The sequence below is a fragment of the Amycolatopsis sp. NPDC005232 genome, from assembly GCF_040607795.1.
GTDB lineage: Bacteria > Actinomycetota > Actinomycetes > Mycobacteriales > Pseudonocardiaceae > Amycolatopsis.
Genome location: NZ_JBEXHL010000032.1, coordinates 49,514 through 74,989, shown reverse-complemented (window position 1 = coordinate 74,989; position 25,476 = coordinate 49,514). Strand labels below are relative to the sequence as shown.

Annotated in this window: 21 protein-coding genes; 9 read left to right on the top strand and 12 right to left on the bottom strand. The window is 70.7% G+C overall.

Translation table 11 applies throughout. The annotated features are described in order from the left end of the window. The first annotated feature begins 30 nt into the window (after positions 1–30). From ABZU76_RS40320 to ABZU76_RS40300, 5 genes are all read left to right on the top strand, one after another. On the top strand, positions 31–807 hold the full coding sequence (locus ABZU76_RS40320) for a hypothetical protein (RefSeq protein ID WP_220240548.1): 777 nt from the start codon (positions 31–33) through the stop codon (positions 805–807). Between the two features lie 614 nt (positions 808–1,421). Further along, on the top strand, positions 1,422–2,714 hold the full coding sequence (locus tag ABZU76_RS40315; RefSeq protein ID WP_354880127.1) for a sugar ABC transporter substrate-binding protein: 1,293 nt from the start codon (positions 1,422–1,424) through the stop codon (positions 2,712–2,714). Beyond that, a complete protein-coding gene (locus ABZU76_RS40310) occupies positions 2,711–3,697 on the top strand; it encodes a sugar ABC transporter permease (protein ID WP_354880124.1) in 987 nt (328 codons plus the stop codon). The genes ABZU76_RS40315 and ABZU76_RS40310 overlap by 4 nt, the downstream gene beginning before the upstream one ends. Then, positions 3,694–4,524 carry a carbohydrate ABC transporter permease gene (locus ABZU76_RS40305; protein WP_354880121.1) on the top strand — a complete coding sequence of 277 codons (831 nt, stop codon included), beginning with the start codon at positions 3,694–3,696 and terminating at the stop codon, positions 4,522–4,524. The genes ABZU76_RS40310 and ABZU76_RS40305 overlap by 4 nt, the downstream gene beginning before the upstream one ends. A gap of 3 nt (positions 4,525–4,527) precedes the next feature. Then, entirely contained in the window at positions 4,528–5,964 is a 1,437-nt protein-coding gene (locus ABZU76_RS40300) for a glycoside hydrolase family 3 N-terminal domain-containing protein (RefSeq protein WP_354880119.1), read from the top strand. Between the two features lie 48 nt (positions 5,965–6,012). Here the strand turns inward: ABZU76_RS40300 and ABZU76_RS40295 are convergent, their stop codons facing one another. The 10 genes from ABZU76_RS40295 to glyA form a co-directional block, all read right to left on the bottom strand. Then, positions 6,013–7,017 carry an alcohol dehydrogenase catalytic domain-containing protein gene (locus ABZU76_RS40295; protein ID WP_354880116.1) on the bottom strand — a complete coding sequence of 335 codons (1,005 nt, stop codon included), beginning with the start codon at positions 7,015–7,017 and terminating at the stop codon, positions 6,013–6,015. Between the two features lie 80 nt (positions 7,018–7,097). Beyond that, positions 7,098–7,934: an oxidoreductase gene (locus tag ABZU76_RS40290; RefSeq protein ID WP_354880113.1), complete on the bottom strand. Its 837-nt coding sequence runs from the start codon at positions 7,932–7,934 to the stop codon at positions 7,098–7,100. Between the two features lie 58 nt (positions 7,935–7,992). Next, complete coding sequence (locus ABZU76_RS40285; RefSeq protein WP_354880110.1) at positions 7,993–8,256, bottom strand: hypothetical protein; 264 nt, start codon at positions 8,254–8,256, stop codon at positions 7,993–7,995. An 11-nt stretch (positions 8,257–8,267) separates the two neighbouring features. After that, the gene (locus tag ABZU76_RS40280) at positions 8,268–10,712 is read right to left on the bottom strand and encodes an FAD-dependent oxidoreductase (RefSeq protein WP_354880108.1); all 2,445 of its coding nucleotides are present in this window, start codon (positions 10,710–10,712) and stop codon (positions 8,268–8,270) included. A gap of 12 nt (positions 10,713–10,724) precedes the next feature. After that, positions 10,725–11,567 (bottom strand): formyltetrahydrofolate deformylase, encoded by an 843-nt coding sequence (purU, locus tag ABZU76_RS40275; RefSeq protein WP_354880105.1) that lies wholly within the window; start codon positions 11,565–11,567, stop codon positions 10,725–10,727. After that, entirely contained in the window at positions 11,552–12,142 is a 591-nt protein-coding gene (locus ABZU76_RS40270) for a sarcosine oxidase subunit gamma family protein (protein ID WP_354880102.1), read from the bottom strand. The genes purU and ABZU76_RS40270 overlap by 16 nt, the downstream gene beginning before the upstream one ends. Then, positions 12,132–14,765 (bottom strand): 2Fe-2S iron-sulfur cluster-binding protein, encoded by a 2,634-nt coding sequence (locus ABZU76_RS40265; protein WP_354880099.1) that lies wholly within the window; start codon positions 14,763–14,765, stop codon positions 12,132–12,134. Before ABZU76_RS40265 ends, ABZU76_RS40270 begins: the two co-directional genes overlap by 11 nt. Next, a complete protein-coding gene (locus tag ABZU76_RS40260) occupies positions 14,762–15,040 on the bottom strand; it encodes a sarcosine oxidase subunit delta (protein ID WP_220240537.1) in 279 nt (92 codons plus the stop codon). Before ABZU76_RS40260 ends, ABZU76_RS40265 begins: the two co-directional genes overlap by 4 nt. An 8-nt stretch (positions 15,041–15,048) precedes the next feature. Next, the gene (locus ABZU76_RS40255; protein WP_354880096.1) at positions 15,049–16,281 is read right to left on the bottom strand and encodes a sarcosine oxidase subunit beta family protein; all 1,233 of its coding nucleotides are present in this window, start codon (positions 16,279–16,281) and stop codon (positions 15,049–15,051) included. Next, the gene (gene glyA / locus ABZU76_RS40250) at positions 16,278–17,585 is read right to left on the bottom strand and encodes a serine hydroxymethyltransferase (RefSeq protein WP_354880093.1); all 1,308 of its coding nucleotides are present in this window, start codon (positions 17,583–17,585) and stop codon (positions 16,278–16,280) included. The genes ABZU76_RS40255 and glyA overlap by 4 nt, the downstream gene beginning before the upstream one ends. Positions 17,586–17,665: 80 nt before the next feature. On the opposite strand from glyA, the gene ABZU76_RS40245 reads away from it, so the two are divergent. Next, a complete protein-coding gene (locus tag ABZU76_RS40245; RefSeq protein WP_354880090.1) occupies positions 17,666–18,328 on the top strand; it encodes a GntR family transcriptional regulator in 663 nt (220 codons plus the stop codon). Here the strand turns inward: ABZU76_RS40245 and ABZU76_RS40240 are convergent. After that, positions 18,325–19,446: an aromatic ring-hydroxylating dioxygenase subunit alpha gene (locus tag ABZU76_RS40240; protein WP_354880087.1), complete on the bottom strand. Its 1,122-nt coding sequence runs from the start codon at positions 19,444–19,446 to the stop codon at positions 18,325–18,327. The genes ABZU76_RS40245 and ABZU76_RS40240 overlap by 4 nt on opposite strands. Before the next feature lie 264 nt (positions 19,447–19,710). Continuing rightward, the gene (locus tag ABZU76_RS40235; protein WP_354880084.1) at positions 19,711–20,292 is read right to left on the bottom strand and encodes a TetR family transcriptional regulator; all 582 of its coding nucleotides are present in this window, start codon (positions 20,290–20,292) and stop codon (positions 19,711–19,713) included. A gap of 197 nt (positions 20,293–20,489) precedes the next feature. Between ABZU76_RS40235 and ABZU76_RS40230 the strand changes: the two genes are divergently transcribed. From ABZU76_RS40230 to betA, 3 genes are read left to right on the top strand one after another with little or no spacing between them, the layout of a single operon-like run. After that, on the top strand, positions 20,490–21,956 hold the full coding sequence (locus ABZU76_RS40230) for an aldehyde dehydrogenase family protein (protein ID WP_354880081.1): 1,467 nt from the start codon (positions 20,490–20,492) through the stop codon (positions 21,954–21,956). Between the two features lie 53 nt (positions 21,957–22,009). Continuing rightward, positions 22,010–23,587 (top strand): amino acid permease, encoded by a 1,578-nt coding sequence (locus ABZU76_RS40225; protein WP_354880078.1) that lies wholly within the window; start codon positions 22,010–22,012, stop codon positions 23,585–23,587. A gap of 14 nt (positions 23,588–23,601) precedes the next feature. Next, complete coding sequence (gene betA / locus ABZU76_RS40220; protein WP_354880075.1) at positions 23,602–25,260, top strand: choline dehydrogenase; 1,659 nt, start codon at positions 23,602–23,604, stop codon at positions 25,258–25,260. Positions 25,261–25,476: the final 216 nt, after the last annotated feature.

The window sequence follows — 25,476 nt, the reverse complement described above, 5'->3', positions numbered from 1 at the left end:
CACACCCACTGGGGATCAGGAGGACCGAGGATGAGAATCGCGAAACGCACGCTGGGCCTGGTCGCGTTCGCCGCGGCGCTGACGCTGTCGGGCATCGCGCCGGCGCTGGCCGCCGACGCCAACGGCACCGTGCACACCGACTCCGGCGCGCCGCTCACCGTGCGTTCGGCGCCCGGCACCGGCGCGAGCTCCGTCGGCACCATCGCCGACGGCACCGCCGTGGTCATCGACTGCCAGACCACCGGCGACACGGTGACCGGCAAGTACGGCACCAGCAATATCTGGGACCACGTCGCGGCAAAGGGCGGCTACATCACCGACACCTACGTCTACACCGGTTCCGACGGCCGCATCGCCCCGGACTGCACCGGCGTGCCGACGCCGCCGCAGAGCACCTGCTCCACCACCGGGCTCGGTGACGCGAAGACCTGCGCGCAGGCCGTGGCCTACGCCAAGACCCGCGTGCACACCAACAACGTCGCCTCCTACGACGGCTGGTGCGACCGCATCAACGCCCAGAACTACGGGTTCTCCGCCAGCGGTTCCGAGACCGCGTACGTGCACTGGACCCAGATCCCCGCGCAGTACAAGCACGCCGGTGACCAGAACGTGCCGGCCGGCGGGCTCGCCTTCTTCTCCAACGGCGGCGCGGGCCACACCATGATCTCGATCGGCGGCGGCCAGTTCCTGTCGAACGACATCCACGGCGCGGGCAGCTACACCCAGACCACGATCTCGGAGATCAAGAGCTCGTGGGGCCAGACCTACCTCGGCTGGTCGCAGCCGTGGTTCAAGGTCAACCACTGACCGGTCCAGCACTCGACGACCCAGCGCTGACCAATCCCGCACCGCTCGGTCAACCACCGAACGGTCGACCCTGACCCGCTCGGGGAGCGCACCACGGCCCCGCCCGGCACCCGCCGGGCGGGGCCCTTTTCGTGTGTCAACCCCTTGCGCAGCACTCGTTTTCGCGGCGTCCCGGCTAGCGGGACTCGCCCACCCGAATCCCGATCGCGGGCTTCCGTACGATCGCGGGGCCGATGTCCACTCTCGGCCTTGCCCGAGCCGCGCCGATTTCTTGCCGCCCGCCTTTCAGGCGGACCAGCCCGTACCACTGGACCGGGTCGCGCCCCGTCTCGCGGACAGCTTCTGTCCGCGTCCCGCACTCCGGCGAGGTCTTCACGAACAACCGCCACGGCGAGACAAACCCTGCCCGGTAAAGGTTTTCCGGTGCGCCACCTGCACTTTTGCGCCGCACGCTGGTAACCGGCCGGACACGCAGCGTCAAACTCTCCGTCGCGTTTACAACGTCTTGGCAACCGGCTTGACACCAGCTGTGGTCCGGACCACTCTGCTCAACATTGGTCTACACCATTTGTCACTCGACCGGCCTGGGGGCCGGACACCGAAAGGACAGACAAGTGAAGCGCTGGCTCAAACTGGCGGCGGGTGCCGCCGCCCTCACCCTCGCGACAGCCGGGTGTGCCGGTTCGGGCGGCGGTGACACCGCGTCCGGCTCGGGTGGTTCGGACGGTGGCACGCTCACGGTCTGGCTCATGGACGGCTCCGCGCCGGACAGCCTCACGGGTGCCCTCAACAAGGAGTTCGAGGCGGCCCACGCCGGGGTCAAGGTCAACTACCAGATCCAGCCGTGGAACGGCATCCAGCAGAAGCTGACCACCGCGCTCGCGAGTGACACCCCGCCCGACGTGATCGAGGTCGGCAACACCCAGACCCCGGCGTTCGCCTCCGACGAGGTGCTCACCGACCTCTCCGCCGACGTCAACAGCTTCAACGGCGCGCAGTGGCTGACCGGACTCAAGGCCTCGGGCGAGTTCGAGGGCAAGACCTACGGCGTGCCGTTCTACGCCGCCAACCGCGAGGTCCTCTACCGCAAGGACATGTTCGCCCAAGCCGGTATCACCGCACCGCCGACCTCGAACGCGGAGTGGCTCGACGACATCGCCAAGCTGAAGGCGAAGTTCGGCAGCGACAAGGACTTCCAGCCCCTCTACCTGCCGGGTCAGTACTGGTACACCCTGCTGTCGTTCATTTGGGACAACGGCGGCGACGTCGCCCAGGCCGACGGCAAGGGCTTCAAGTCGACGCTCGACTCGGCCGGTGCAAAGGCGGGTCTCGAGTTCTACAAGCAGCTCGTGGACGCCTCCGGCACCACCGCGCCGAAGGACAACGACGAGGCCACGCCGCAGCAGGCCGGCATCTACGGCGGCGGCAAGGTCGCGATGTTCATCGGCACGCCGGGCGAGGTCGCCACGGCCGCGAAGACCGACCCGAGCATCACCGACAAGACCGGCGCGTTCCCGATCCCGAGCAAGACCGCCGGCCAGACGGCCCCGGTGTTCCTCGGCGGCTCGAACCTGGTGATCCCGCTCAACAGCAAGCACGCGGACCTCGCCAAGGAGTACCTGAAGCTGCTCACCAGCACCAAGTACATGAGCCAGATGGCCGCCGCCGGCTACGTGCCGGGCACCTCGACCGACACCAGCGCGCTGGACAAGGACCCGCTCGGCGGCGTGATGGCGAAGGCCTCGAAGAACGGGCGCGCCGTGCCCACCAGCCCGAAGTGGGGCGAGGTCGAATCGGGCCAGAACCCGCTGAAGGACATGTTGACGGCGTACCTGACCGGGAAGAAGTCGATCGACCAGGCCACGGCTGACGCCAACGCCGCCCTCGACAAGATCATCGGCGGATGACCGCCACCAAAGACATGCCGATGCCGGCGGGGGCCACCCCGCCGGCATCGGCGCGCGTCACTCCCGCGAAACCGCGCCGCCGGGGTGGGTTCGGCGAGCGGGCCACGCCTTATCTGTTGCTCCTGCCCGCCCTCGTCGCCGTCCTGGTGCTGCTCGGCTGGCCCACGATCCAGATGCTCGGCATCAGCCTGCGCAAGCTCGACCTGCACGAGCTGGTGACCGGCAAGGCCGTGTGGGTCGGGTTCGACAACTACACCGAGGAGCTGACGGACCCGGACTTCTGGGCGGTCGCCGTCCGGACCATCGTGTTCACCGCCCTGCTGGTGGCCGCCACGCTGCTGGTCGCGCTGGTCATCGCGGTGCTCATGCGCCACCTCAACCCGGTGGTCCGGATCCTCCTGCAGATCTCGCTCGTGCTCGCCTGGGCCGTGCCGGTGATCGCGACGACCACGGTGTTCCAGTGGATCTTCGACCAGCAGTACGGGATCCTGAACAAGACGCTGGACCGGCTGGGGTTCCACTCGTTCATCGGCTACTCGTGGTTCTCCACCGGGGTGAGCACGATGACGGTCGTCGGGCTGCTGGTGCTGTGGCAGGCCGCGCCGTTCGTGGCGTTCACGCTCTACGCGGGCCTGATCGGCGTGCCGCGCGAGCAGTACGAGGCCGCCGGCATCGACGGCGCCGGGCCGTGGCAGACGTTCCGCGCGGTCAGCTGGCCCGCGATCCGCCCGATCCTGACGATGGTCACGTTCCTGTCGGTGCTGTGGGACTTCAACATGTTCGGCCAGATCTGGGCCATCCGCCAGGGCGGGCCCGACGGCGCGAGCACGACGCTCGCGATCCTGCAGTACCTCAAGGGCATCGCGGGCAGCCACTTCGGCTCGGCCGCGGCCATCGCCACGATCATGCTGGTGATCCTGCTGCTGGTCACCGCGCGCTACGTGCAGTTGCTGGTGCGCTCGAAGGACGGTGAACTCGCGTGAAGAAGTCCCTGACCCAGCGGATCACGCTCTCGGTGGTCGGCGTGCTCATCGCGCTGGTGTTCTTCTTCCCGACGTACTGGATGTTCACCACGTCGCTGAAGACGCCCGGCGAGGTGCTCTCGCCGAAGTACGACCTGCTCCCCTCCTCGGCGACGCTCGAGAACTTCGTCTCCGCGCTCACCAAGCCGGGGTTCGTGACGTACCTGACCAACAGCCTCATCGTCACCCTCGGCGCCGTGATCGCGGCCCTCGTGGTCGGAGTGCTGGCGGCGATCCCGCTCGCGCGGTTCCGCTTCCGCGGGCGCAAGGGGTTCCTGCTGCTGATCCTGGTCGCGCAGCTGGCACCGCTCTCGGCGCTGTTCATCCCGATGTACCTGCTGATGCGCGACATCGGGCTGCTCGACACGCTGCCTTCGCTGCTGCTGGTGTACTTCGCGACGTCGCTGCCCTTCACCGTCTGGATGCTCTACGGCTTCATCAACGGCATCCCGTACGACCTCGAAGAGTCGGCCATGATCGACGGCTGCAGCCGCGCCGGCGCGTTCCGCCGCGTGACGCTGCCGCTGCTCGGGCCGGGGCTGGTGACCACGTCGGTGTTCAGCTTCATCACCGCCTGGAACGAGTTCCTGTTCGCGCTGGTGTTCATCCACGACCCGAACAAGCAGACGCTGCCGGTGTGGCTCTCGTCGTTCAGGACCGCGTTCTCGGTCGACTGGGGTGCGATCATGGCGGCTTCGGCGGTGTACGCGGTGCCGGCGCTGATCTTCTTCCTGATCGTGCAGCGCAAGCTGGTGTCCGGCCTGACCGCCGGCGCGGTGAAGGGGTGAGCGATGACTGATCCTCGGGCTTGGGCGGAAGCGGTGCTGCTGCCCGGTTTCGCGGGCACGACGGCGCCGGACTGGTTGCGGCGGCGCCTGGGCGAGGGCCTCGGCGGCGTGATCCTGTTCGGGCGCAACGTGGTCGACGACGAGCAGGTGGCGGCGTTGACCTCGGCGCTGCGGGCCGAACGCGACGACGTGGTGGTCGGCATCGACGAGGAGGGCGGCGACGTCACCCGCCTCGATGTGAACACCGGCTCGTTCGTGCCCGGCCCGCTCGCGCTGGGCGCGGCCGACGACCCGGAGCTCACCACGGCGGTCGCGGCGGCGCTCGGCGAGCGGTTGGCCGCGTGCGGCGTGACGGTGAACCTGGCGCCGTGCGCGGACCTCACGCTCGCGGCGGAGGACCCGATCATCGGGGTGCGCGCGTTCGGGTCGGACCCGGCGAAGGCGTCGCCGCACGTCGCGGCATTCGTGACGGGGCTGCAGAAGTACGGCGTGGCCGCGTGCGCGAAGCATTTCCCCGGCCACGGTGCGGCGACGGAGGATTCGCACGTTTCGCTGCCTGTGCTGCCGCGGACGGTCGACGAACTGCGGGAGATCGAGCTCGTTCCGTTCGCCGCGGCGATCTCGGCGGGCGTGCGGTCGATCATGTCGGGCCACCTCGTAGTGCGGGCGTGGGGCGACGAACCGGCGACTTTGAACCGTGTCGCGCTCACCGAGGTGCTGCGTGGCGAGCTGGGCTTCGACGGCGCGGTGATCACGGACGCGCTGGAGATGGGCGCGGTCTCCGGCTCCTACGGCCGGCACGACGGGCTCGGCAGCGCGGCCGTCCGCGCACTGGCCGCGGGCGCGGACGCGTTGTGCATCGGCGGGGCGGCGTTCGAGGCGGACACGTTGGACGCCATCACGTCTGCGATCGTGGCCGCGGTTTCGGACGGGACGCTGTCCGCGGAACGGCTCGCGGACGCGGCCGCCCGGACGGCGGCGCTGGGCACCTCGCCGACGCCCGCCGAGCCGCAGCCGGTCGACTACGCGCTGGGCCTCTCGGCGGCTCGCGCGGCCCTGCGGATCCAGGGCTCGCCGCGGCTGGCGGGTGCGCCGCTGGTCGTCGACGTGAGCACCGACCCGACGATCGCGGCGGGGCCGATGCCGTGGGGCCTGGGCCCGCACCTGACCGACCTGGTGCCGGGCACCCGGGCTCTGACGGCGTCCCCGGCGGACGCCGCGTCGGTGCGTTCGGAGGCTCGTGACTTCGCGAGCGTGGTCGTGGTGACGCGCGAGGCACACCGGCACCCGGCGGTGCTCGCGTTCCTCGCGGAACTGTCCGATGTGGACTACATCCGCGTCGAGACCGGCGTGCCCGGACCGTCGAGCACGGGGCCGCGGATCGACACGTTCAGCGGCTCGTACGTGAGCCTGCGCGCGGCCGCGGAGTACCTCGCCTGACCCCGGTCCGTGGGCGCGGTCCCCCGACCCATGCCCACGGACCGGCCTTCACGTCCGGTTCGGGTCGACCAGGATCTTCGGCCCCGCGCCCGGCGGGCGGCGTCCGGCGAAGACGTCGGCGACCTCGTGAAGCCCGACCGTCGCCGCGACGATCGGCCGCGGGTTGACATCCCCGTCGGCGTAGCGGTCGATCGCCGCCTCCAGGCCGGGCGACGCGCTGAGGATCCCGACGGCCGTCACGTCCTTGAGGGCCAGCTGCCGCGTGTCGATCCCGCTGGGCTCACCGGCGAGTCCGATGTAGACGATCCGGCCCGACGGCTCCACCAGCTCCAGCGCGGCCGCCGGGACGGCCGGGTCGCTGGTGGCGTCCACGACCGCGTCCACCGGCGACGCGGGCGGCTCCGCGGCCGCGGAGAACCCCAGCTCACGCGCGAAGGCGATCGAGTCGGCCGTGGCGCCGACCAGGTGGACCTCGGCGCCGGCCGCGCGCAGGAACATCGCGGTGAGCAGCCCGATCGTGCCCGGCCCGTAGACCGCGACCCGCATGCCGTCCTTCTCGCCCAACGCGGCCTGCGACGCCCGCAGCGCGTTCCCGCCCGGCTCGACCAGCGCGCCCGCCGTCGCGTCGAGGTGCGGGGGCACCTCGTGCAGCGACGTCACCGGCACCGCGATCTTCTCCGCCAGCGCCCCGGCCCGCCCGCCACGGATCCCGACTTCCTGCCGGTCCGCGCACACGTGCTGGTGGCCGTCGCGGCACCGCCGGCAGTGCCCGCACCCGAGCATCGTGTCGCCGACGACCCGCCGCCCCACCCATGCGGGATGCACGCCCTCACCCGTCTCGACCACGGTGCCGCACCACTCGTGCCCGATCCGCATCGGGTAGCGCGCCTGGCCGTCGCCGAGGTAGTGCATCTCGCCGGTGAAGAACTCGAAGTCCGTACCGCACACCCCCGCGCGCTCCACGGCCACCACGACCTCGCCCATCACCGCGACCGGCTCCGGCACCTCGGCCACCCCGGCCACGCCAGGCCCGGTGACGACGAAGGCCCTCACCGGTCCGGCCCAGCACGTCGACTCATGCGACCGATGCTAGTGCTCCGCGCCGGCGCCGCGGGTGCTTCGAAGGGGCGGAATCACTCCCCCGGAGGGAAGTCCGCCGAGCGGCTCACGTCGGCCCACTTCTCGGCCTCGGCCGCGCGTTCCGCTGAGGACCGAGCGGCCAGCTCCACCGCGCCGGCGCCCAGCAGGAGGCGGCGGGGCGGGTCGGCGTGGTCGACGACGTCGACGATGATCTTGGCGGCGCGGGCGGGGTCGCCGGGCCAGGTGGCGGAGTCGGTGCGGCGGCGGTTCATCGCGCCGACGGTCTCGTCGTAGTCGGGGGTCACCGGGTCGACGCGCATGGACGAGCCGGCCCAGTCGGTGCGGAACGCGCCGGGCTCGATAATGAGGACCTTGACGCCGAAGGGGGCGACCTCGTTGGCCAGCACCTCCGAGAAGCCCTCGACCGCGAACTTCGCGGCCTGGTACGCGCCCATACCGGGCGAGCCGCCGACGCGGCCGCCGACCGACGAGAACTGCACGAGGTGCCCCGAACGCTGGGCGCGCAGGATCGGCAGGGCGGCCTTGGTGACGTTGACGACGCCGTAGAAGTTCGCGTCCACCTGGGCGCGGAAGTCGTCGTCGGGCATTTCTTCGATGGGTGCGGAGTTGGCGTAGCCGGCGTTGTTCACCACGACGTCGAGCGAGCCGAACGCGTCCACCGCCGCTTGCACGGCCGCGCGGGCGGCCGCCGGGTCGGTGACGTCGAGGGCGATGGCGCGCACGCGGTCGCCGTACTGGGCGAGCAGGTCGTCGAGCTGTTCGGGCTTGCGAGCGGTCGCGACGAGCCGGTCGCCGTGGTCGAGGACTGCTTTCGCCAGCTCCCGCCCGAAGCCGCGGGAGCTGCCGGTGATGAGCCAGGTCTTGGACATGAGTGCCTTCCGGGAGTTCGTGCCTACCTCTCCATCAGACACCGATCCCCGACGTTCGTCAACCAACCAGTTGGTTAGTTAGACCACTCCGCACCGCCGCCGTGATCCGCTCCGCCCGCGAGACGAGTTCGTCCACCCCCAGCGCCGGCACCGGACCCGTGCGGCGCAGCCAACTGCCGCCATCCCCGCCGCCGGTGCGCGCCAGCAGGGCCGCGGCCTGAGCCAACGCGAGGGCCGCGACGGTCCCGCCGGCCGTTACCGCGGACCCCACCGGCGGCCTCGCCAGGGACTTCAGAAACTCGCTCATGATCTGATCCCGCATGGAAATCCCTCTCAGCGGCGAATTCGTTCCATACCCGGGTCGACCAACGGCTCCGCGGCCACCGTCGCCGCGACCCGCCGCCCGAAGTACTCGATCTCCACCGCGTCGCCGATGCCGACGGTCCCCGGCAGCCACGCGTACGCGATCGGCCGCCCGACCGTGTAGCCGTACGCCGCGCTGGTCACGTAACCCGCAGCAGCGCCGGCAGCGAACACCGGTTCCTTGCCCAGCACCACCGTCCGCCCGTCGTCCACTGTCAGGCACCGCAACCGCCGCGCGGCCGTCTCCTCCGAACGGCCCTCGATCGCCTCCCGTCCTGTGAACGGACCTTTCGCCGGGCGAACGGCGAACCCGACCCCGGCCTCGTACGGATCGTGCTCGGTGGTCATGTCGGTGCCCCACAGCCGGTAGCCCTTCTCCAGTCGCAAGCTGTTGAACGCCGCCCGCCCGGCCGCGATCACACCGAGCTCCTGTCCCGCCGCCCACAACGCGTCCCACAGCCGCAGCCCGTTGTCCGCCGACGTGTAGATCTCCCAGCCGAGCTCGCCCACATAGGACAGTCGCATCGCCGTCACCGGCACCCCGGCGATCCGCGCCGAGCGCGCTCGGAAGTACTTGAGACCCGCGTGCGAGAAGTCCTCCGCCGACAACGGCTGCACCAGGTCGCGCGCGAGCGGTCCCCAGACGCCGACGCAGCACGTGCCCCCGGTGATGTCCCGGACCCGGACCCCGTCAGGCACCAGCGAGTTCAGGTACGCGACATCGATGTTCCCGTTGATCCCGACCTGGAACACCGAAGGCTCCAGCCGCGCCACCGTCACATCACTGCGCACGCCACCGGCATCGTCGAGCATCAGCGTGTAGGTCACCGAACCCACGGACTTGTCGAGCTGGTTCGTCGTCAGCCCCTGCAAGAACTCCAGCGCGCCCGGCCCGCTCACCTCCACACGCTTGAGCGGCGTCATGTCGTACAGCGCCACCCCGTTGCGCGTGTGCCACGCCTCCGCCGCCACGATCGACGAGTGGAACTGCCCCGCCCACGCGTCGCGCGCCGGCGGCAGGTACTCGTGCGGCAGGCATTTCACCAGCGGCGCGTTGGCCTCGAACCAGTGCGGCCGCTCCCAGCCGCCCGCCTCCAGGAACACCGCGCCCAGCTCGCGCTGCCGGACGTTGAACGGGCTCACCCGCAGGTCACGCGGCGAAAGCTTGGGCTGCAACGGGTGCAGCACGTCGTAGATCTCCACGAAGTTCTGCTGCGACGTCTCGCTCACGTACTCCGGCGCGAGCTGCACCTCCTCGAACCGGTGCACGTCCACCTCGTGCAGATCGGTCTCCGAACGACCGTGCACGAGCAATTCCGCCACGGCCTTCGCGATGCCGGCCGAATGCGTCACCCACACCGCCTCGGCGATCCAGAACCCGCGCACATGCTCGGACTCCCCCACCAGCGAACCGCCGTCGGGAGTGAAGGAGAAGATGCCGTTGAACCCCTCCTCGACCTTCGTGCGGCCGAGCGCGGGCAGCAGCAGCTTGCTCTCCTCCCACGAGGGTGCGAAGTCCTCGTCGGTGAACGGCAGCATCGAGGGCATCGACGACTCCGTCACCTCGCCGTCCACGCCGGTGGGTTCGACGGGCATCGGCCGGTGGGCGTACGAGCCGATGCCGAGCCGGTCCACGTGCTCCCGGAAGTACAGGTCCTGGTCCTGGTGGCGCAGGATCGGCAGGCTCGCCTCGCTCGTCTCCGTGTTGCGGCCCACCAGCTCCGCGACCTGACCCGTCTTCACGTACTGGTGCGCGAGCGGCAGCAGCGGCACGGACATCCCCGCCAGCGCACCGAGTTCGCGCCCCCAGAACCCGGCGCACGAGACCACGATGTCTGCGGAGAACTCACCGTGGTCCGTCTCGACGCCGGTCACCCGGCCGCCGGAATGCTTCAGCCCGGTCACCTTCGTCGAGCCCACGAACCGCGCGCCCCGCGATTCGGCGCGGCGGGCCAGCGCGACGACCGCGCGCGACGCCTTCGCCAGCCCGTCGGTCGGCACGTACAGCGCGCCGTGGATCCGCGAGCCGTCGAGCAACGGCCAGCGCCGCACGCACTCGTCGACATCGATGAGGTGCGCCTCGACGCCCCACGACGTGGCCCAGCCGTGTTTGCGGTGCAGGTCGTGCCACCGCGCCGGCGTGCTCGCCACTTCCATGCCGCCGACCTGGTTGAAGCACGGCAGCCCGTCGACGTCCAGGCCGCTGAACTTCTCGACGGTGTAGCGCGCGAACTCGGTCATCGTCTTCGACGGGTTGGTCTGGAACACGAGACCGGGCGCGTGCGAGGTGGAACCACCGGTCAGCGGCAGCGGCCCCTGGTCCAGCACGGTGACGTCGGTCCAGCCGCGCGCGGTGAGCTCGTCGGCGAGGTTGGCGCCCACGATGCCGGCGCCGATGATCACGACTCGGGTCATGACGAACACTCCTTACCGGAAGACGACGGTGCTGTTGCCGTTGAGCAGGACGCGGCGTTCGCTGTGCCAGCGGACCGCTCGCGACAGGGCGAGCGCCTCGGCGTCCCGCCCGACGGTGACGAGCTCCCGCGGCGAGTACGTGTGGTCCACGCGCTGCACCTCCTGCTCGATGATCGGGCCCTCGTCGAGGTCGGGCGTCACGTAGTGCGCGGTCGCGCCCACGTACTTCACGCCCCGGTCGTAGGCCTGGTGGTAAGGCTTCGCGCCCTTGAACCCCGGCAGGAACGAGTGGTGGATGTTGATCGCGCGGCCCGCGAGCTTGCCGCACAGCTCGTCCGAGAGCACCTGCATGTACCGGGCGAGCACGACGAGGTCGATCTCGTGTTCCCACACCAGGTCCAGCAGCCGCTGCTCGGCTCCGGCCTTCGTCGCGGGAGTCACCGGCACGTGCTCGAACGGCACGCCGGCGGCCTCGACCATCGGGCGCAGGTCCTCGTGGTTCGACACCACGAGCGCGATCCGGGCGCCCAGGCTGCCGGCGCGCCAGCGGAACAGCAGATCGTTGAGGCAGTGCCCGAACTTCGACACCATCACCAGCACCCGCGGCGCCGTACCGTCGGCGAACTCGAACTCCATGCCGAAGTCACCGGCCACCGGCACGAACGCTCGCCGGAGATCGTCCACAGTGGCCGGCACGGAACAGGTGAAGCAGGTGCGCAGGAACAGCGAGCCGCGCACGTCGTCGTCGAACTGCTGGTGCTCGACGATGTCGCACCCGCGCTCCATCAGGAATGTGGTGACGGCGTGGACGATGCCCGCGCGCTCGGGACACTTCAGCGTCAGCGTGAAGGCCACGGTGCCTCCTCGGTGTACTCCGTGGCGGCGTCGGCCAGCCACGCGGCGAAGTAGGGCGCGAAGGACTGGCGCACGAGCACGGTGAACTCGGCGGCCTCGCGGACCAGCAGCACGATCCCGGTGCGGGCCAGCAACGTCTGCACACAGGTGCCGGGCGGCGATACGGCCGGGTCCAGGTCGATCGCGCAGCGGTGCGCGAGCACGTCGCGCACGGCCGGCCCGGCCAGCCGGACGGTGGTGCGCTGCGCCGACGTGTCGGTCACCGCCCCGACCACGATCGCCGGCCGCAGATCCGTCTCGGTCACCGCGCCGGGTCCGGCGAGGACCAGGTACTCGTCCGGCCCCAGCCACAGCACGTCCACGCCGCCGAACGGCCCGCGGCCGGACGTGAAGGTGCACGGCTGGGCCGGCAACGGCACCCCGAGCATCTCCCCCACGGCGTCATGGCCTCCGCGCACCCGCACGGTGAGCTGCGTCAGGAACGGCTGCTCCACCGCGATCACGGCGGGTGCGAGGGCGGCCAGCGCGGCCGCGTGGTCCGCGAGCGGGGCGCGGCGCATCAGGTCAGCCGTCACGACGGGTCCCCTCCTTGTCGAACAGCACGGATTCCGTCACGGTCACCGGCACCACGGCTTCGCCGACCGGCACGTACAGCGTCTGGCCGACGCGTCCCCGTCCGGACCGCACGAGCGCGAGGGCGAACGTGCGGCCCAGCGCGGCGCTGCGGTAGCTCGACGTCACGTGGCCGAGCATGCGCACCGGCGGCTCGGGCACGTGGTCTGACTCGATGAGCTGCGAACCCTCCGGCAGCAGCGCAGCCGGGTCCTGCGGCAGCAGGCCGACGAGCTGCTTGCGGTCGGGCCGAAGGTTCTCCGCACGCGTGAAGGACCGCTTGCCGAGGAAGTCGGGCTTCTTCTTCGACACGGCCCAGCTCATGCCGAGGTCCTGCGGGGTCACCGTCGCGTCGGTCTCCTGGCCGATGATCGGGTAGCCCTTCTCGGCGCGCAGCACGTGCATGGTTTCCGTGCCGTACGGTGTGATCCCGTCCTCGGCGCCGGCCGCCAGCAGCGCTTCCCACAGCGTGATCCCGTACCACGACGGCGCATTGATCTCGTACGCCAGCTCACCGGAGAAGCTGATCCGGCAGACGCGGGCGTCGATTCCGGCGACCACCGCGTCCTGCCAGGTCATGAACCCGAAGGCGTCGTTCGACACGTCGAGGCCGGGCGCCACCTTCGCGAGCACGGCGCGGGAGCGCGGGCCGACGAGCGGGATCGTGGCCCAATGCTCGGTCACCGACGTGGCGAACACGCGCAGGTGCGGCCACTCCGTCTGCAGCCACTCCTCCATCCACTCCAGCACCATCGCCGCGTTGCCGGTGGTCGTGGTGACGAGGAACCGGTCCTCGGCCACGCGGATCACGGTGCCGTCGTCGATGACCATGCCGTCGACCCCGCACATCACGCCGTAGCGGATGCGGCCGACCTTGAGCGAGCTCATCAGGTTCGTGTAGAGCAGGTCGAGGAACGCCGCGGCGTCCGGGCCCTGCACGTCGATCTTGCCCAGCGTGGAGCCGTCCATCAGCGCGACGCCGGTACGGGCGGCGCGGCATTCACGCAGCACGGCCGTTTCCAGGTCTTCCCCGGGCCGCGGGTAGTACCACGGCCGCTTCCACTGGCCGACGTTCTCGAACTCCGCGCCGTGCTCGACGTGCCACGGGTGCAGCGCCGTCACCCGCACCGGGTCGTGCAGGTCGCCGCGATTGCGGCCGGCCAGCGCGGCGAACGACACGGAGGTGTAGGGCGGGCGGAATGTCGTCGGCCGCTGCCCGGCCAGGTCCCGCCCGAGCGCCTCGGCGGTGATGCCCGCGGCGAGCAGCCCGGACGTCTTGCCCTGGTCGTGCGCGGTGCCGATGGTCGTGTAGCGCTTCACGTGCTCCAGCGACCGCAGGCCGGCGCCGGTCGCGCGCAGGACGTCGGACACGGTGGCGTCGCGCTGCAGGTCGACGAATCGGGTGTCCACTTCGGACTCCGCCGCCGGGACCTGCCACAGCACCTTCGCCTCCGGCAGGCCCTCCCCCGCCGCGCTGCCGACCACGCGTACGGCCGGCAGGTCACCGTCCGGGACATACGCGCCGAGCTCGGGTGCGTAGCGCAGAGTGCCGCGAGCCTGGCTGAAAAGGTGCACGGCCGGGTTCCAGCCGCCGGACACGAGCAGCAGGTCGCAGGCGAAGCGATCCCCTTGCATGGCCCCGAGTTCCGCGACGACCGCCGACGTGATGCGGTCACCCCCGGCGGTGCCGACGACCCCGTGCCCGGTCCGGATTTCGATCCCCCGCGCCGCGGCGTCTTCCCGCAGGCGAGCGGACACGGTGTCCCGCGCGTCGGCGATGACCGCGATCTCCGCACCGGCGTCGGCGAGGTCGAAAGCGGCCGCGTAGGCGCTGTCGTTGGTGGTGAATACGACCGCGCGCCGCCCGGCGAGCACGCCGTAGCGGTTCAGGTACGTCCGCGCCGCGCCGGCGAGCATGATCCCGGGCCGGTCGTTGTCCGGGAACACCACGGGCCGCTCGTGCGCGCCGGTCGCGAGCACGATCCGCTTCGCGCGGATCCGCCACACGCGCCGGCGCGAGATCCGCTCGGGGGCCGCGTTCTCGCCGCGTCGTTCCAGCGCCAGCACGAACCCGTCGTCGTACACGCCGAACGCCGTCGTGCGGGAGAGGAACCGCACGCCGTCCGGGATCTCACCGCTCGGCTCGGGCTGGTCGTCGACCAGGAGCACTCGTCCGGAGGCGCCGGCCGCGGCGGCCAGCCCGGCCGGCCCGGCGCCGACGACGAGGAGGTCGCAGTGGACGTGCTTGGCGTCGTAACGCGCCGGGTCGGGCTCGGCGGCGAGCTTGCCCTGGCCGGGCAGGCCGCGGGCGACCAGGCCGTCGTACAACTCGACTGTGGTCGCGCTGAGCATCGGCTCCGGGAACGGCGCTTCGATCTGCACGAGCGCGGTCGCGTCCTCGACGCCGGCCGCGAGGATGCCGCGCGGACGCCCGTACCTGATGCTCGTGGCCACCTGGTGCACGCCGTTCGCGAGCAGGGCCGAAGCGAGGGTGTCGCCGCGGAAGCCGGTCAGCTCCCGGCCGTCGAAGGTGAATTTCAGCGGGACGGCGCGGTCGACGACGCCGCGGTCGGGCAGTCGGGTCACGGGATCACCGGCCTGGGCTCGTCGAGGCGGTAGACCGCCAGGAGGTCGTGGGTGCGGGTGTCGCGCACGGCGTTGAACCACCGGCGGCAGCCCGCGCTGTGAGTCCACCGCTCGGGCAGCGGGCCGCTCGGGTTGGCGCGGAAGAACACGAACTTCGCCCAGTCCTCGTCGGACAGTGCGGCCGGGTCCTGCGGGTAGGCGACGTGCGCTTGGCCGCCGTAGTGGAACTCGGTCTCCTCGCGGGGACCGCACCACGGGCACGGGATGAGTTGCACGGGTGCTCCTAGTGGGCGACGGCGGCGGCGCCGTGCTCGTCGACGAGGGCGCCGGTGGTGAACCGGTCGAGGGTGAACGGCTCGGCGTACGGGTGCGGCTTGCCCTTCGCCACGGTGTGGGCGAAGCAGTCGCCGACGCCGGGCGTGGCTTTGAACCCGCCGGTGCCCCAGCCACAGTTGACGTAGAGGTTCTCCACAGGCGTGAGGCCGACGATCGGCGACGCGTCGGGCGTGACGTCCACGATCCCGGCCCACGTGCGCAGCAGGTGCGCCCGCGCGAACACCGGGAACAGCTCCAGCGCGGCAGCCATCTGGTCCTCGATGATGTGGAACGCGCCGCGCTGGCCGTAACCCGCGTAGGAGTCGATGCCGGCGCCCATCACGAGCTCGCCCTTGTGCGCCTGGGACACGTACACGTGCACGGCGTTCGACATGACCACGGTCGGGTGCACCGGTTCGAGCAGCTCCGACACCAGCGCCTGCAATGGGTGCGACACCAGCGGCAGGTCGAACCCCGCCATCTTCGCGACCACCGACGAGTGCCCGGCGGCGCACAACGCGACCTTGCCGGCGGCGATCCGGCCCCGCGTCGTGCCGACCGCGGTCACGCGGCCGGCTGTGCTCTCGATGCCCGTGACCTCGCAGTCCTGGATGAGGTCGACGCCCAGCGCGGCGGCCGCACGAGCGAACCCCCACGCCACGTAGTCGTGCTTCGCGATCCCCGCGCGCGGCTGGTAGGTCGCGCCCAGCACCGGGTACCGCACGTCGGGCGAGGTGTTGACGATCGGGCAGATCTCCTTGACCCCGGCCGCGTCGACCCACTCGGCGTCGATGCCGTTGAGCTTGTTGGCCTCGACGCGGCGGACGCTGTCGCGCACGTCCTGCAGGCTGTGCGCGAGGTTGAGCACGCCGCGCTGGCTGAACAGGATCGGGTAGCCGAGGTCCTCCTCCAGGCCTTCCCACAGCTTCAGCGAGTGCTCGTAGATGCCGGAGCTCTCGTCCCACAGGTAGTTGGACCGGATGATGGTGGTGTTGCGGGCCATGTTGCCGCCCGCGAGCCAGCCTTTCTCCAGCACGGCGACGTTGGTGATGCCGTGGACCTTCGCGAGGTAGTAGGCGGTGGCGAGGCCGTGGCCCCCGCCGCCGACCACGACGACGTCGTAGGACCGCTTCGGTTCCGGGTTGTCCCAGAGGAAGTCCGGGTGTTCGGGCAGGTCGGCGCCGGGGGCCGTCGGGTTCACTGCGGGGCCTCCAAGTCCGGGTAGAGCGGGAACCTCGCGGTGAGGGCGGCCACGCGGGCGCGCAGCTTCTCCGCGACGGTTTCGTCGAATCCGGGCAGCAACGCCGTGGCCACGATGTCCGCGACCTCCCGGAACTCGTCGTCACCGAAGCCGCGCGTGGCCAGCGCCGGGGTGCCGATGCGGATGCCCGAGGTGACCATCGGCGGACGCGGGTCGAACGGGACGCCGTTGCGGTTCACCGTGATCCCCACCGAGTGCAGGCGGTCCTCGGCCTGCTTTCCGTCCAACACGGACTCGCGCAGGTCGGCCAGCACCAGGTGCACGTCGGTGCCGCCGGTCAGCACGGAGATGCCGGCCGCTGTGGTGTCGTCGGCCAGCAGCCGTTCGGCGAGCAGCTTCGCGCCGCGCAACGTGCGGGCCTGGCGTTCGGCGAACTCCGGTTCGGCGGCCATCTTGAACGCCACCGCCTTCGCCGCGATCACGTGCTCCAGCGGGCCGCCTTGCTGGCCGGGGAACACCGCGGAGTTCACCTTCTTCGCCAGCTCCGGGTCGTTCGTCAGCACGACGCCGCCACGCGGGCCGCCGAGGGTCTTGTGCGTGGTCGTGGTCGTGACGTGCGCGTGGGGCACCGGCGACGGGTGCAGCCCGGCGGCCACAAGGCCGGCGAAGTGAGCCATGTCGACCATCAGGTACGCGCCCACCTCGTCGGCGATCTCGCGGAACCGCGCGAAGTCCAGCTGCCGCGGGTAGGCCGACCAGCCGGCGATGATCAGCTTCGGCCGGTGCTCCCGCGCGAGCCGCGCGACCTCGGCCAGGTCCACGCGAAAGTCCTTTTCGGACACCTCGTAGGCCGAGACTTCGTAGAGCAGGCCGGAGAAGTTGATCCGCAGGCCGTGCGTGAGGTGCCCGCCGTGCGCGAGCGCGAGGCCGAAGATGCGGTCGCCGGGTTTGAGCAGCGCGGCCATGGCGGCGGCGTTGGCCTGCGCGCCCGAATGCGGCTGGACGTTCGCGAAGCGGGCGCCGAAGAGCTCCTTGACGCGCTCGCGCGCCAGGTTCTCCAGCACGTCCACGTGCTCGCACCCGCCGTAGTAGCGCCGGCCCGGGTAGCCCTCGGCGTACTTGTTGGTGAGCACCGAGCCCTGGGCCTGCAGCACCGCCGTGGGCGCGAAGTTCTCGCTGGCGATCATCTCCAGCGTCGAGGTCTGGCGACGCATCTCGGCGCCGATCGCGGCGGCCACGTCCGGGTCGAAGTCCTGCAGGGAGCGGCCGAGCACGGCGCCCGCTCCCCCGATCGTCGAGGTCATTCCTGCCTGCTTCCGTTCGCTGGACTCAGAACTGGCTGATCGACTTCTGATATATCAATCTTCGATGTAGGGTAGGTGGGGTGAGCACCCAGGTCAACAGCCCGATCCCGGTCAGCGGCCCGTCACTCGCGGAACAGGCCTACTTGTTCATCCGCGACCGCCTCGTCATGCTCGACATCAAACCGGGCGACCCGATCAACGAAGACTGGCTCGGCAGCATGCTCGGCATGGGTCGCACGCCCGTGCGCGAGGCGCTCAAACGCCTCGAGACCGAGCACCTCGTGGTCGCCTACCCGCGCCGCGGCACGTTCGCCACCGACGTGAACATCTCCGACCTCGCGCACATCTCCGAGGTGCGCCGCACCCTGGAGCCGATGGCGACGGCGGCCGCGGCCGAGCGCGCGTCGGACGCCGACCGCGCCGGCCTCACGGTGCTGCGCGAGCAGCTCGACACGGCGAACCCGGCCGACAACACCGAGCTGCTGCGCACCGACCTCGAACTACACCGCGCGATCTACGGCTGCGTGCACAACCCGTTCCTCGAGGACACCCTGATCCACTACGACAACCTCGCCACCCGCATCTGGTGTGTGTTCCTGCCGCGCCTGCGCGGCATGGCCGGCCACGTGAACGAGCACCTGCCGCTGCTCACGGCGATCATCGAGGGCGACGCGAAGAAGGCCGCCGACCTCACACTCGACCACGTGACCGGGTTCGAACAGGCGATCCGCGCGCTGATCTAACCTTCGGTCCGCGCGCGGACCCAGTCGTGGAACGCGCCGATGTGGTGCTCGCTCGGCACCAGCACGCCGCCTCGGGCGTAGGAACGCGAGTCCATCGCGAGCTGGCACCGTTCGCACGCCTCGAAGTCCTGCAGGTTCACGCGGTGGAACAGCTCCACCGAGCGGTCGAGGTCCGCCCCGGACTCCACCACCTCGGGCAGGTAGAGCCAGTCGCACACCACGAGCGTGCGATCCGGGGCGAGCGGGAACATCCGGTGCAGGATCACGTGGTCCGGCACGAGGTTCACGAACACCTGCGGCCGGATGGTGATCGCGTAGTAGCGGCGGTCCTGGTGCTCCCCCACACCCGGCAGCCGCGTGACGCCCTCGCTGCCGTCCACGGTGAACCCGGCGATCTGTTCGCCGAACTCCGCGCCGTGGCCCACGTAGTACTGCGCGGCGTAGCCGTCGGCGAACTCCGGCAGCACCTCGGTGAGCTCCGGGTGGATCGTCGCGCAGTGGTAGCACTCCATGAAGTTCTCGATGATCTGCTTCCAGTTGGCCTTCACGTCGTACTCGATGCGCCGGCCGAGCGCGAGCCCGTCGAGCCCGTACGCCTCGATCTCCCCCGGCCCGCCGAGCCGGTCCGAGACGTCGGCCATCACCGTGGCCTCGAACGACGGCGGTTCCTCGGCCAGGCACACCCACGCGTAGCCGAGCCACTCGCGCACGGCCAGCTTCGTGAGCCCGTACTCGGTGCGGTCGACGTCGGGCATGCCGGTGAGGTTCGGCGCGGCGATGAGCTTGCCGTCGAGGCCGTAGGTCCACGCGTGGTACATGCACTGGAACGCGCGCTTCACCTGCCCTCGCGCGTCGGTGCACAGGCGCGCGCCGCGGTGGCGGCACACGTTGAGGAACGCGTTCACCTTCCCGTCGCGGCCGCGGGCGACGAGCACGCTCTCGCGGCCGATCTGCACGGTCTCGAACATCCCCGCGGTCGGCAGGTCCGCGGTGCGCACGGCGCAGAACCAGTCCGTCTCGAAGATCCGCTCCTGCTCACGGGCGAAGATTTCCGGGTCGGTGTAATGGCGGCCGGACAGCGTCGGCAGGAGGCTCTGCGGGAGGTCGGTGGTGGTCACCGGCGGTGCTCCTCTCGGGGCGGGACGGTCGGGGCGGGGCCGGCTCGATGCGGGAGGTGCCGGGCGCGAAAACGGCAGAAGTCACGGGAGAGGCACCCCCGGCGTTGATGTTGCGCAGGACGCGCCGGGTTGCTCTCTCCGGAACACAATGCGGGCGCTCGACCGGCGCTGTCAAGGACGGGATTTTCGCGTCACCCGATTACCGGACGCCGCCTCGAACCTGGTGCGCGGAAGCGGTTTCGGCTCAACCCCAACGAAAGCCCGTCAGGCCGCGGGGCCCTCGATGGCGCGACGGAAGAGCGCTTCGATCTCAGGCCGGGTCGGCGGCGGGTCGGCCAGCGCCGCCTGCATGAGCAGGCCGCAGAACAACCCGGCGAGCAGCCGGCCGGTGAGCGGGTCGGTGCGGGTGGAGAACAATTTGATCAGGGCGTCGTCCCACGCGGCGCTCGCCGGCCGCAGCCGCGGCCGGTGCAGGGCGGCGACGTAGAGGTCGTACTCGACGACCGTGTGCGGGTAGAGCTCGTGGATGTAGCCCATCACCAGATCGGCCAGCGCCGCGGCGAAGTCGGCCTCCGGGTCGAGCGCCTGCTCCCACTCCCGAAGCTCGCGCACGTTGCTCGCGGCGGCCTCGTGCAGCGCCACCTCGAGCAGGTCGTCGAGCGTCGCGAAGTGGTAGGTCGTGGAACCGAGTGGCACCCCGGCCGCCGCCGCGACCGCGCGGTGGGTCAGCCCGTCGATGCCGCGTTCGGCCACGACCTCGATCGCCGCCTTCGCGATCCGGGCCCGCCGCTCGGGGTCGTTGGGCCCGCGCAGCTTCCTGCGCCCGGCGGTGTCACGCGTCGTCATCGCCGCCAAGCTCCTTCACTCACCGGTCTCGTCGGGCACCGCTGATCGTCGCACGGCCTCGTGCGAACGCCTGGTGTCGGCGCCGAGAACTCGTTGTGGACATGTGTACACGCTTAGCGTACAAATGTACGCACTCGAAGTGCCGCGCGTCACACCCCGCGCGGCAAAAGGCTCCGCGAGCTGCTTGGGAAGGCCTGATGAAGGACCTCCACATCGACGGAATCTGGACCGAAGCCGCCGACGAGGCGCGCTCGGAAGTTTTCAACCCCGCCACCGGCGAAGTGCTGGCCACCGTGGCCGTGGCGGGTCCCGCCGAGGTCGGCGCCGCCGTGACCGCGGCCCGCCGGGCGTTCGACGCCGGGCCCTGGCGAAGAACGACCGCGGCCGACCGCGCGGACCTGCTCACCCGCATCGCCGCGCTGCTGCAGCGCGACCGCGAGGCCCTGGCCCGCACCGAAACGCTCGACACGGGCAAGACGCTGGCCGAGGGCCGCATCGACATCGACGACGTCACCGCGGTCTTCCGCTACTACGCCGCCCTGGCCGCGCACGACGCCGGGCGCGTGGTGGACACCGGCGACCCGCGCGCGATCAGCCGGATCACGCACGAACCGGTGGGTGTCTGCGCGCTCATCGCGCCGTGGAACTACCCGCTGCTGCAGATGTCGTGGAAGCTCGCGCCGGCGCTGGCCGCGGGCAACACCACCGTGCTCAAACCGAGTGAGGTCACGCCGCTGTCCACGATCCGGCTCGTCGCGCTCACCGAAGAAGCCGGCGTGCCGCCCGGGGCGGTGAACCTGCTGCTCGGCCCGGGTGCGGTCGGCGCGGCCCTGGTGGAGCATGCCGGCGTCGACCTCGTGTCCTTCACCGGCGGGCTCGCCACGGGCGAGAAGATCATGGCCGCGGCCGCGCGCGGCGTCCGGCGCGTAGCCCTCGAACTGGGCGGCAAGAACCCCAACGTGGTGTTCGACGACGCCGATTTCGAAACCGCGCTGGACTACGCGCTGGCCGCCGCGTTCGTCCACTCCGGACAGGTCTGCTCGGCCGGCGCGCGGTTGATCGTGCAGGACGGCGTGCACGACCGCTTCGTCGCCGAGCTCGCCGCGCGGGCCGACCGGATCCGCATCGGCGACGGGCTCGACCCCGCCAGCGAGGCGGGCCCGCTCGTGTCCGCACAGCACCGGGCGAAGGTCGAGGGCTACATCGCCGGCGCCGTCAAGGCGGGTGCGAAGCTGCGCGCGGGCGGCGTCCGGCCTGACGATCCCGCGTTGCAGCGCGGGTTCTTCTTGCGCCCCACCCTGTTCTCCGGCTGCACCCGCGACATGGCCGTAGTGCGGGAGGAGGTCTTCGGGCCGGTGCTCACCGTGGAGCGGTTCACCGACGAGGCCGAGGCCATCACGCTCGCCAACGACACCGACTACGGGCTCGCCGGTGCCGTGTGGACTTCGGACGCCGGGCGGGCGCAGCGCGTGGCCGGGGCGCTGCGCCACGGCACCGTGTGGATCAACGACTACCACCCCTACCTGCCGCAGGCGGAGTGGGGCGGGTTCGGCCGGTCGGGCATCGGCCGTGAGCTCGGCCCCTCGGGGCTGGCGGAGTACCGCGAGACCAAGCACGTCTACCACAACATCGACCCCGTACCGCAGCGCTGGTTCAAAGGCTGATCCGCTCGCCACCCCCTGATCCCCCGCCCCACCACCTTTGAGGACGACGAACCATGACCACACGATCCAAGCCGGCGGGCGGGGGGTCCGCCGGGGACCACTCCGACAGCTCCGAGCTCGCCAAGTTCGGGTACCGCCAGGAACTCGAGCGCTCACTCGGCTCCTTCTCCAGCTTCGCCGCCGGGTTCAGCTACATCTCGATCATGACCGGCGTGTTCCAGCTGTTCTTCTTCGGCTTCGGCTCAGGCGGCCCGGCCTTCATCTGGACCTGGCCGCTCGTGTTCATCGGCCAGCTGGCCGTGGCGCTGTGCTTCGCCGAGCTGGCCGGGCAGTTCCCGCTCGCCGGTTCGGTGTACCAGTGGGCCAAGCAGATCGCGAAACCGGCGACGTCGTGGCTCGCGGGCTGGATCATGATCATCGGCGCGATCGTGACGGCCGCGGCCGTCGCGGTGGCCTACCAGATCATCCTGCCGCAGGTCTCCACGGCGTTCCAGATCGTCGGCAGCGACTCCGACGCCGGCCTCACCTCCACCCCCGGCGGCGCGCAGAACGCGATCATCCTCGCGCTCGTGCTCGTGGTGTTCGCGACGATCGTGAACATCATCGGCGTGAAGCTGATGGCGAAGATCAACAACTTCGGCGTGGCCGTGGAGCTCGGCGCGAGCGTCCTGCTGATCATCGCGCTGGCCGTGCACATCAAACGCGGCCCGGGGCTGGTGTTCGACACCCACGGCACCGGCGACGGCCAGTCGCTCGGGTACCTCGGCGCGTTCCTGGTCGCGTCGCTGATGAGCGCGTATGTGTTCTACGGCTTCGACACCGCCGGCTCGCTCGCGGAGGAGACCACGCAGCCGCGCAAGCACGCGCCACGAGCGATCATCCGCGCGATCACGGCCGCGTTCATCGTGGGCGGGCTGATGATGCTCGTCGGCATGATGGCCGTCGGCGACTTGAACGCCGAGGAGCTCTCCACGTCCGGCATGCCGTACCTGCTCAAGAGCACGCTCGGCACCGGTCTCGGCGACGCGTTCCTGATCTGCTCGGCCATCGCGATCACGGTGTGCTGCCTGGCCGTGCAGACCGCCGCGATCCGCATGACCTTCGCGATGGCCCGCGACGGGCGGCTGCCGTTCAGCAAGGCGCTGGCGAAGGTGTCGCCGCGCTCGAAGACGCCGGTGCTGCCGGCGCTGATCACCGGCGGGCTCACGGTCGTGGTGCTGCTGATCAACCTCGGCAACCAGCGTGCGTTCTTCGTGCTCACCTCGACGGCGATCATCCTGTTCTACATCCCCTATCTGATGGTCACCGGCCCGATGCTGGTGCGCCGCCTGCGCGGGCGGTGGCCGCGCCCCGAGCACGGCCCGTACTTCAAGCTCGGCCGCTGGGGCACGCTGGTGAACTTCGTCGCGGTGCTCTACGGCGCGGGCATGACGATCAACCTGATCTGGCCGCGGGCCGAGGTCTACGGCGACGACCACTGGTACTTCCAGTGGGGTGCCGTGCTCGTCACCGCGTTGATCGTGCTCGTCGGCGGGGTCCTGCTGTGGGTGCGTCGCCGGCACTGGGCCGCCGCGCACACGAGCCCCGAACACCAGCCGGACACCCCGGCGCCCGGTTCCGTGACCAGCTGAGAGAAGGAGGAGACATGAGTACCGAGACCTACGACTTCGTCATCGTCGGCGGCGGGTCCGCGGGCTGCGCGCTCGCCAACCGCCTCTCCGCCGACCCCGCGACGAAGGTGCTGGTCCTCGAAGCCGGCCGCGAAGACGCCAAGTGGGACGTGTTCATCCACATGCCCGCCGCGCTGACGTTCCCCATCGGCAGCAAGTACTACGACTGGGGCTACCGCAGCGAACCAGAGCCGCACATGAACCGGCGGCGGATCTACCACGCGCGCGGCAAGGTGCTCGGCGGGTCCAGCAGCATCAACGGGATGATCTTCCAGCGCGGCAACCCGCTCGACTACGAGCGCTGGGCGGGCGACCCCGGCATGTCCGAGTGGGACTACGCCCACTGCCTGCCGTACTTCCGCCGCATGGAGAACTGCCTCGCCGACGCGCCCGACGGGCCGTGGCGCGGCCACGACGGCCCGCTCGAGCTGGAACGCGGGCCGGCGACCAACCCGTTGTTCGAGGCCTTCTTCGACGCCGCGGTACAGGCCGGTTACCCGCGTACCGACGACGTGAACGGCTACCGGCAGGAGGGTTTCGCCGCCTTCGACCGCAACGTCCGCAAGGGACGGCGGCTCTCGGCCGCCCGCGCGTACCTGCACCCGGTGCTGCACCGGAAGAACCTGACCGTGAAGACCCACGCGTTCGTGTCGCAGATCCTCTTCGACGGCACCCGCGCGATCGGCGTCGAGTACACGCAGGGCCGCGGCGCGCCCGCGGAGGTGTACGGCCAGGAGATCATCCTGTGCGGCGGCGCGATCAACACGCCGCAATTGCTGCAGCTCTCCGGCGTCGGCAACGCGGCCGAGCTGGAGAAGCTGGGCATCGATGTGGTGCGTGATCTGCCGGGTGTCGGGGAGAACCTGCAGGACCACCTCGAGGTCTACATCCAGTACGCGTGCAAGCAGCCGGTGTCGATGCAGCCCTCGCTCGCGAAGTGGAAGCGGCCGTGGATCGGTGCGCAGTGGCTGTTCCTGCGCTCGGGACCCGCGGCCACCAACCACTTCGAGGGCGGCGGGTTCGTCCGCAGCAACAACGCGGTGGCCTACCCCAACCTGATGTTCCACTTCCTGCCCATCGCCATCCGCTACGACGGCTCGGTGCCGGCGGGCGGGCACGGCTACCAAGTGCACGTCGGACCGATGTACGCCGACACCCGCGGAACGGTGAAGATCACCTCCACCGACCCGCGCGAGCACCCGGCGCTGCGGTTCAACTACCTGTCCACGGACAACGACCGCCGCGAGTGGGTGGAGGCCGTGCGGGTGGCGCGCAAGATCCTCAACCAGAGCGCGCTCGACCCGTTCAACGGCGGCGAGATCTCGCCCGGGCCGGCCGTGGAGACCGACGAGGAGATCCTCGACTGGGTCGCCAAGGACGCCGAGACCGCGCTGCACCCCTCGTGCACCGCGAAGATGGGCGTGGACGAACTGTCCGTGGTGGACCCGGGCAGCATGCGCGTGCACGGCACCGAGGGCCTGCGGGTGGTCGACGCGTCGGTGCTGCCCTACATCCCCAACGGCAACATCTACGCGCCGGTGATGATGACCGCCGAGAAGTCCGCGGACCTGATCCTCGGCAACACCCCGCTCGCCCCGATCAAGCAGCCCTTCTACCGCCACAGTCCCGCGTAGCCGCCGGTCTGCCGGACCCGTGCGCCCACCCGGCGCACGGGTCTGCGGCGTGCCCGGGAACAGGCCACAAAATCCGCCCCGATCGGACCCCGGACACCTCTTGACGGCACCCCGCCCGCACACTCAGACTTGTTGCGTATCGCGTTCTGCGTTCCCCCATACGCAACACTATGCCCATCAAAAGCACCCCATCACAAGCACACCCCAGCTCCTCCC